We start from the raw sequence: 7,819 nt of genomic DNA, 5'->3' as shown, positions 1-7,819 counted from the left end.
CACCTGGGGTTGAACGTGTCCACAGTCCACCGCATCCTCACCCGGTACCAGTGTGTGCGGTTGTCGTGGACCGACCCGGCCACCGGAGCACCGGTGCGTGCACGACGACGTGAGGTTCGCCGGTATGAACGCGAAGCTGCCGGGGACTTGATCCACGTCGACATCAAGAAGCTGGGCAGGATCCCCGACGGTGGTGGGCACCGCGTGCACGGCCGCGCCCGAGGCGGCCGCAATTCCAGTGCCCATCGCGATCACGTCCCGGCCCCGCACCGTGCATGGCCGCCCCAACCTGGGATACGCCTACCTGCACCACGCCGTCGATGATCACTCCCGATACGCCTATTCGGAGATCCTCGCTGATGAGAAGAAGGAAACCGCGACCGCGTTCATGACCCGGGCCTTGGCCCACTTTGCCTCGATCGGCGTCACGACCACACGGGTGATGACCGACAACGGGTCCTGTTACCGGTCCAGAATGTTCCGGAAACGATTGGCCGACAACGGGATCAAACACAAATGGACACGACCGTACCGGCCGCAAACCAACGGCAAGGTGGAACGATTCAACCGCACACTGCAAGAGGAATGGGCCTACGCCCGCCCCTACAACAGCGAGACCGAACGCGTGGCCGCCTTCGACGAGTTCCTGCGCATCTACAATCACGAACGCAGCCACACCGCACTCAGAGGCGACTCACCCGCCGACCGCGTACCCAACCTGGCGGGTCAGTACACCTAGGCGACGTCGCGTCGCAGGGTCGTGAGCCGGCCGACGACGGCGAACGCCGCGATGTAGACCAGCATCACCACGGCCCCCGCCCACTGGGGGAGGAGATCCGAGGCGCCCTCGCCCATGCTGGCGAAGAAGGTCGTACCCACCAGGGCATCGGCAGCCGAACCGGGAAGGAACTTCGAGACCGACGTGGTGACGTCGAAGGAGCCCAGGGCGATCCGGGCGATCGGCTCGACGAGCTGGGTGAATGCCAGCAGGATGACGATCGCGGCCACCTGATTGGAGACCACCGCGCCGAAGGCGACGCCCATCGCCGTCCACAACACCATCACCAGCATCGACAGGGCGATGACCTCGATGGTCGAACCGTCGCCGAGGAAGGCGCCGTCGCCGAGGATGGCGAGGATCGGGGCGACGGTCGCCACGACCGCGAGCGTGCCGAGGATGCCGTACAGTGCACCGATCGGAATGCCCGCGATCAGCTTGGCCGACAATAGGATTCCGCGCCGTGGCTCGACCAGGAGGCTGGCGGTGATGGTCTTGTGGCGGAACTCGCCGGTCACCGCCAGGCTGCCGATGACCAGGGCGAACACGTAGCCGATCGGAGAGGTCAACGCGTAGATCGACCGCGCGAGATCACCGCCCGACAGCAGCACCGGACGGTTCATGGCGTCCTCCGCGGTCATCGAAAAGGCAAGGACCGCACCGATGAACGCCAGATAGCCGACCATGGCGATGAGCAGCACCCACCACATCCGGGTGGAGACGAACTTGCGGTACTCCGCGACCAGTGCCGCCTTCATCGCACAGCTCCCATCGACGGTGTGGGCGAACCGGTCAGGTGCAGGAACACGGTCTCGAGATCGGCACCGGCGTCGGTGAGTTCATGCAGTTCGATACCGGCGCCGAATGCGGCGGAGCCGACGGTCGCCGTGTCGACACCGTGCACGCGGAAGCCGCCGGGGGCGTCCTCGATCCGCCAGTCGCGCTCGCGTGCCAGGGCCACGAACGACGCGGGGCCCGGGGTGCGGACCCTGACCGCGTGGACGGCGAGGTCCTCGAACTCGGTGAGGGTCGACGCCCGGACGAGTCGACCGTTGCTGATGACCACCACATCGTCGACGGTGCTGCGCACCTCTGCCAGAACGTGACTCGAGAGGAGCACCGTCCGACCTTCGTGAGCCAGCGATCGGAAGAGTCCGCGTAGCCAGACGATGCCCTGGGGATCGAGGCCGTTCGCCGGTTCGTCGAGGATGATGACCCGGGGATCACCGAGCAATGCCGTTGCCAGGCCGAGGCGCTGACGCATACCCATCGAATAGCCGCCGACCCGGCGGTCCGCGGCCTCGGTGAGCCCGACGAAGTCCAGCACCTCCCGGCACCGCGCCGTCGACACCCCTACCTGTGGGGCCAGAGCCTTCAGATGCCACAGTCCCGTGCGGCCCGGGTGGAAGCTCGAGGCCTCCAGCGCCGCCCCGACTTCCTGTGCGGGCCGGCGGATCTGCCGATACGGGCGGTCGCCGATGAGGGCGCGTCCGGCCGTCGGTTCGACGAGACCCAGCAGCATCCGCAGGGTGGTCGTCTTGCCCGAACCGTTCGGGCCGAGGAAACCGGTCACGCGTCCCGCCGCGACCGTGAAGGACAGGTCGTCGACCGCGGCGACCGCACCGAAGCGCTTGGTCAGTCCGTCGATCGTGATGGCAGGAGAGTTCACCGTCGTGTCACAACCAATCGCGGCGTCGGAAGGAGATGTAGAGACTCAGCACGACAACAACTATCAAACAGATACTCATGATGAAACCGAATGTGTTGAGATATCCCGGGAATGGCACATTCTGTCCGTAGAAGCCGGTGATGGCGGTCGGTACCGCGATGATCGCGGCCCATGCCGTGAGCTTCTTCATCACCGTGTTCAACCGCGCGTCGGCGAGCGTCAGGTTCGTCTCGAAGACGGTCGTGATCATGTCCCGCAACGACTCGGTCCACTCCGACGCGCGCAGGGCATGGTCGTACAGATCCGAGAAGTGCGGATCGAGTTCGGGCGGGGCGTTGTTCTCGAAGCGACGCCGCTGGATGCCGGCGATCACCTCGCGCATCGGTAGGACCACCCGCCGCAACACGACGAGGTCCTTGCGGAGATCGTAGGTGCGGCGCTGGAGTTCCCGCCCCGGGACGCGCTCGTCGAAGAGCAGCGCCTCGAGGTCCTCGATCTCGTCGTCGAGCCGCTGGACCGCGTCGAAATGTCCGTCGACGACGACGTCGAGCAGGCCGTGGACGAGTGCGCCCATGCCGTGTTGCATCGCGCTGCTCTCCGTCCAGCGCCGGACCACCTCGTCCATGTCGAACCCCGGCGTCGGGCGCACGGTGATCAGGGCGTTCCGCTTGACGAAGATCGAGATGCGGTGCAGGTCGAACATTCGCGCGTGACCGTTCATCGACGCGCGGAAGTCGGTCCCCGACACCCTCTCCGACACCTCGTCGGACGGCTCTGCATCGGCGTCGGACGAGGCGTCGCCGTCGTGCAGCGCGATCGCGTAGACCATCACGAACGTGTGGCCCGAGTACACCACCGTCTTGACCCGTTCGGCCGCCGCGACGGTGTCCTCGACCGCGAAGGGATCCAGATCGATCTCTGCGGCGACCCGCGACAGCGTCTCGTGGGAGGGGCATTCCAGGTCGGCCCAGATGAGGGTGTCGGGATCGCCGGAGTCGAGGCAGTCGGAGATCACGTCGAGGTCGAAGCCGTCGGGGTCGAATGCACCGACGGCCTCGCCGTTGCGCCAGATCTGGCCGCGTACCCGCTCGCTCGCAGAGTGTCCGGTACCGGCCGCGACGGAATCGGTCATGCGCACATCGTGTCATCCCGGACCACCGGTTGGCCTCCGGGGGAGATCATGGTCACCCAGGCGTGTCGGAGACCGCGGGTAGCATCGAAGCCGGTGTCTGCAGATACGGGGCGCGGACCGATTCTTCCAGTAAGGCGGCAGTGGCATGGTCGACAAGGGCCCGGAAGGGCAGGGCTCGAGAGGGCACCGGCGGATGCCCGCGCGCACGAGCGATCAGATCCGCGAGTGGTGCGACCGGTCGTCGGTGCCGGGTGAGCGGCGCGAGCTGTCCGACACCGCCGCACTGCTGGTGGCGGCGGGCTACCTGACACCCGGGGGCCGCGCGATCGTGGTGCGGAGGATCTCCACCGGCCGGCCGATGCCGACGGTCCCCGCCGGGTTCGGCGACCTGCGCCGCCTGCAGCGGGCGATCTTCCAGCTCGAACACCAGTTGTCCAGCCCGGTCGTGCCGAGCGTCGTCGGCGCGGTGCTGAGGAACCGGTTGAACGGGCTGCAACGGCGCCGCGACGACGCGCGCAAGTACATCGTGACCGCCAAGGGCGTCCTCGCCTCCGGGACGCGGGCGATCCGCCGCGAGCGCCGCGAGAACATCTATCTCGAGATCGAGGAACGCGAGCGGCTCTTCGCCGGGCTGTTGTGCACGCCGACACCCAACGTCAACTCCTCGGGCTACGTCCGGCGCGCGGGTACTGCGGCCATCGACCGCATCGCCGGCGTCGTCGGGCAGGTCGCCGCGAAGTCGGGCAATCCGCAGGCCGGGCAGTGGGCCGATCAGCTGTTCGCGACCGGACGCGACGTGCCGGGCGGGGCCCCGCGGGCGGCGAACTTCGTCGACGGCTACGAGACCCTCCTGTTCATCGCGGGGCACTACTACGACCGCATCGTCGGCAACCCCGCATGGCGCTCCGACCACTTCGAGGTGCAGCGCACCCAGGTCAACCTGCACGCCGAGCTCGCCGAGATCGCCGCCGACGTGATCGCCCTGCGAGCCGTCCGCATCGACCTCGACCGCGCGAAACGCAACGGCGGTTTCGATCGCACCTTCGCGGCCCAGATCGACCAGCGCGAGACCACGCTCCGGCCGGTGTGGACCGAACTCATCGATCGTGTGCAGGCGCTCGGCGAGGTCGCCCACGTCGTCGAGTCGGCGGCCGACGAACTCCAGGTGCTCGCCGAATACAACAAGGCGATGACCCTGGACGACCGCATCGACGCGCTGATCGCGCGGTCGGGTGATCGGGAGATCTCGGTCGACAACGCCAAGCGTCTCACCGAACAGGTGCGCAGCGGCGAAGAGCAGCTTCGGATCTACCGAGATGTGTTACAGGGCAACATCGCCCGGATATCCCCGGCCGTGCCGCGGGAGCTACCGGCCCGCTACGAGCCGTCGTGACCAGGCCTTGAGGTAGTCCTTCTCCTCGGAGCTGAGGCGTCGAAGCGTGTGTTTCTCGACGTCGACGACCGCCATCTGCGTGCTCGCCACGCACGCCGGCCGGCTGTCCGGGTCGGCGGTCGCGCCCCGGATCTCATAGCCGATGGTGAAGTCGACCGACCGAAAGTTCTTGATCCACATACCGATTAGCAGCGGCGAGTCGTCGTGTCGGAGTTGGGCCTGATATCGGATGTCGACGTGGACTATCATCGCGCTGGTGATCAGAGGGGCGTACTCCTCGCCGGCGCTGAGAAGCCATGCGATGCGGGCCTCCTCCATGAGAGTCACCATGCGCGCGTGATTGATGTGTCCGAAGGCGTCCATGTCCGACCACCGGACCGGGATGTCGGCGACGAACGCGTACCCGTTGTCGTTCAGATCCCCGTCGTCGGGCTTGTCTTTCGGTGAGTTCTGCCCGCTCGGAGGTTTGTGCATCGTCGACTTTCGCTCGGGGACACCGTTTGTGTGGTGGTTGGTATCGGATCGGCCACTTTCGCGACGTCTCGACCTGCCGACCGGCAGGTAGTCTGACAGTCTAGATGTCGCCACGCGTCCAGATCGGTCGGCGCGGAGCACATGCATGGCGAACGAGGACTTCCGGTGCGGTCGGGGTTTGCCGGGTAGGGAGTTTGACATGAGATCGAGGCGCTTGATCGCGGGTCTTGCCAGTCTGGTGATGACGGCTGCGTTGACCCCCGTGGTGGCCCATGCAGCACCGCGGGCAGTCGAACCGAAACCTGTCGCCCGCATCGCCAAGGCCGTGAAGATGAGTGCCCTGCGCACCGACATCTGGGTGTTCTCGCCGGCCATGAACGACCGCATACGCGTGTCCGTGCTGACTCCCGCGGGTGCCACCTCTCCGCGGTCGACGGTGTACATGCTCGACGGCGCCGGTAACTACAAGGACGTCAGCGACTGGATCACCAAGGGACGTGCCGGCCGGTTCTTCGCCGACAAGAACGTCAACGTGGTGCTCCCCGCCGGGGCATCGGGGACCTTCTACACCGACTGGAAGCAGCGGGACGCGAAGCTCGGCAAACCGATGTGGGAGACGTTCCTGACCAAGGAGCTGCCACCGCTCGTCGACGAGAGGTTCAACGGCAACGGGCGTAACGCGATCATCGGCCTGTCCATGGGCGGGCAGGCAGCGTTCGCGCTCACCGTGCGGAACCCGGCGATGTACACCGGTGTCGCATCCCTCAGTGGTTGTCCGCCTGTGTCGGGCCCGTTCAACGAGGCGTATGTGCGCTCGACGGTCGGCCGGGACGGCGGCGACGCGACCAACATGTGGGGGCCCTTCGGCTCCGCCGGGTGGCGTGCGCACGATCCGAACCACCATCTGGACAAACTCCGCGGGAAGAACATCTTCATCGCCGCGGGTTCCGGTGCGGTCGGTCCGCTCGACCTGCAGCGCCGGATCGAACCCGAAGAAGGGTCTCGCGACGTCGTGACGGCGTCGTCGTCGGCTCTCGAGCTCGGCGCCTACCGTTGTTCGCTGGAGTTCGCGGTGACCCTGCGCGCCGCGGGCATCCCGTACACCGACGGCTTCCGCCTCATCGGCACCCACACCTGGGGTTACTGGGAACGCGACCTGGCCGTGGCGTGGCCGACGATCGCACGCGGTCTCTAGGCCCGCGGGCCGTCCCAGTTCTCGGCGAACCGCAGGAAGACGTCGTCCTCCTCGGCGTTGGTGACCGTCACCCGAACGCCGTCACCGTCGAACGGTCGGACCACCACACCGGCGTCGACGCCGGCACGCGCGAAGTCCATCGCCGCGGCACCCAGATCGAGCCAGACGAAGTTGGCCTGTGAGTCGGGTACCCGGTATCCGGCGGCACGCAGACGTTCGGTGACGCGAGCACGTTCGGCGACCACGGCGTCGGTGCGGGCAAGGAGTTCGTCCCCGGCCTCGAGGCTCGCGATCGCGGCGGTCTGGGCGAGGCTGTTCACCGAGAACGGCACGTGGACCTTTCCCAGCGCGGTGATGACCTCGGGGTCGGCGATCGCGTAACCGATGCGGAGGCCGGCGAGGCCATACGCCTTGGAGAAGGTGCGCAGGATCACCAGGTTGGGGAACTCCCGACGGAGTTCGAGTGCGTCGTAGGCCTGGTTCTCCGGCAGGCGCAGGTACTCGAAGTACGCCTCGTCGAGCACGACGAGGACATCCGACGGCACGTTCTGCAGGAACGTGCGGAGGTCGGCCTCCCCGACGACCGTGCCGGTGGGGTTGTTGGGGTTGCACACGAAGATGAGGCGGGTGCGTTCGGTGACAGCTGCGGCCATCGCCTCGAGGTCGTAGGTCAGGTCGTCGGTGAGCGGCACCTGAACCGGCGTCGCACCCGCGACGCGAGTGGCGAGGGGATATGTCTCGAACGAGCGCCACCCGAACACCACCTCGTCGCCGGGTCCGCTGGTGATGAGGATCAGGTTCTGGCAGAGGATGACCGATCCGCAGCCCACCCGGACCTCGTCCTCGGTGACGCCCAGCTTCTTGGACAGCGCGGCGGTGAGTTCGACGATCCCGTTGTCGGGATAGCGGTTGACTCCCGCCACCGCCGCGGCGATGGCCTCGATGACGCTGGGCAGAGGACCCTCGGGGACCTCGTTGCTCGCGAGCTTGACGGACCCGGGAAACGTCTTGCCCGGTACGTACACAGGAAGGTCGTCGAGATCGGGTCGGATTCGCAGGCGCACCAGACCAATGTAGGCCGCACCGCGGAACGGGCAAAAACCGGCTCTGACCAAACGGTTTGCTTGTGGACGCGAAGGGTGTGTAACCTTTCGTCCGGCAGTTCGAAAGGACTCCGC

General features: G+C 66.8%; 7 protein-coding genes and 1 pseudogene. 3 read left to right on the top strand and 5 right to left on the bottom strand.

Annotation, left to right across the window (positions count from 1 at the left end; genetic code table 11):
- Positions 1–739: pseudogene (locus tag BPODLACK_RS13245) on the top strand (IS481 family transposase); the annotation flags it as partial.
- Here BPODLACK_RS13245 and BPODLACK_RS13240 read toward each other — a convergent pair.
- The 3 genes from BPODLACK_RS13240 to BPODLACK_RS13230 are packed head-to-tail and all read right to left on the bottom strand — an operon-like array spanning position 736 to position 3,579.
- A complete protein-coding gene (locus BPODLACK_RS13240; RefSeq protein ID WP_006438750.1) occupies positions 736–1,536 on the bottom strand; it encodes an ABC transporter permease subunit in 801 nt (266 codons plus the stop codon). The pseudogene BPODLACK_RS13245 and the gene BPODLACK_RS13240 sit on opposite strands and share 4 nt — an antisense overlap.
- Positions 1,533–2,447 carry an ABC transporter ATP-binding protein gene (locus tag BPODLACK_RS13235; protein WP_006438751.1) on the bottom strand — a complete coding sequence of 305 codons (915 nt, stop codon included), beginning with the start codon at positions 2,445–2,447 and terminating at the stop codon, positions 1,533–1,535. Before BPODLACK_RS13235 ends, BPODLACK_RS13240 begins: the two co-directional genes overlap by 4 nt.
- Before the next feature lie 7 nt (positions 2,448–2,454).
- Positions 2,455–3,579 (bottom strand): magnesium transporter CorA family protein, encoded by a 1,125-nt coding sequence (locus BPODLACK_RS13230; RefSeq protein WP_024498769.1) that lies wholly within the window; start codon positions 3,577–3,579, stop codon positions 2,455–2,457.
- Between the two features lie 145 nt (positions 3,580–3,724).
- Here BPODLACK_RS13230 and BPODLACK_RS13225 point away from each other — a divergent pair, with 145 nt between their 5' ends.
- The gene (locus BPODLACK_RS13225) at positions 3,725–4,972 is read left to right on the top strand and encodes a hypothetical protein (RefSeq protein ID WP_024498768.1); all 1,248 of its coding nucleotides are present in this window, start codon (positions 3,725–3,727) and stop codon (positions 4,970–4,972) included.
- Here BPODLACK_RS13225 and BPODLACK_RS13220 read toward each other — a convergent pair.
- On the bottom strand, positions 4,946–5,446 hold the full coding sequence (locus tag BPODLACK_RS13220; RefSeq protein WP_006438754.1) for an acyl-CoA thioesterase: 501 nt from the start codon (positions 5,444–5,446) through the stop codon (positions 4,946–4,948). The genes BPODLACK_RS13225 and BPODLACK_RS13220 overlap by 27 nt on opposite strands.
- Positions 5,447–5,645: 199 nt before the next feature.
- On the opposite strand from BPODLACK_RS13220, the gene BPODLACK_RS13215 reads away from it, so the two are divergent.
- Entirely contained in the window at positions 5,646–6,641 is a 996-nt protein-coding gene (locus BPODLACK_RS13215; RefSeq protein ID WP_035760424.1) for an alpha/beta hydrolase, read from the top strand.
- On the opposite strand, the gene hisC is transcribed toward BPODLACK_RS13215, so the two are convergent.
- Positions 6,638–7,705 carry a histidinol-phosphate transaminase gene (hisC, locus tag BPODLACK_RS13210; RefSeq protein WP_159405446.1) on the bottom strand — a complete coding sequence of 356 codons (1,068 nt, stop codon included), beginning with the start codon at positions 7,703–7,705 and terminating at the stop codon, positions 6,638–6,640. The genes BPODLACK_RS13215 and hisC overlap by 4 nt on opposite strands.
- Between the last annotated feature and the right edge of the window lie 114 nt (positions 7,706–7,819).

It is taken from the genome of Gordonia sp. YY1, assembly GCF_009872315.1.
Taxonomy (GTDB): domain Bacteria; phylum Actinomycetota; class Actinomycetes; order Mycobacteriales; family Mycobacteriaceae; genus Gordonia; species Gordonia amicalis.
This window is presented reverse-complemented; position numbering and strand designations above follow the sequence as displayed.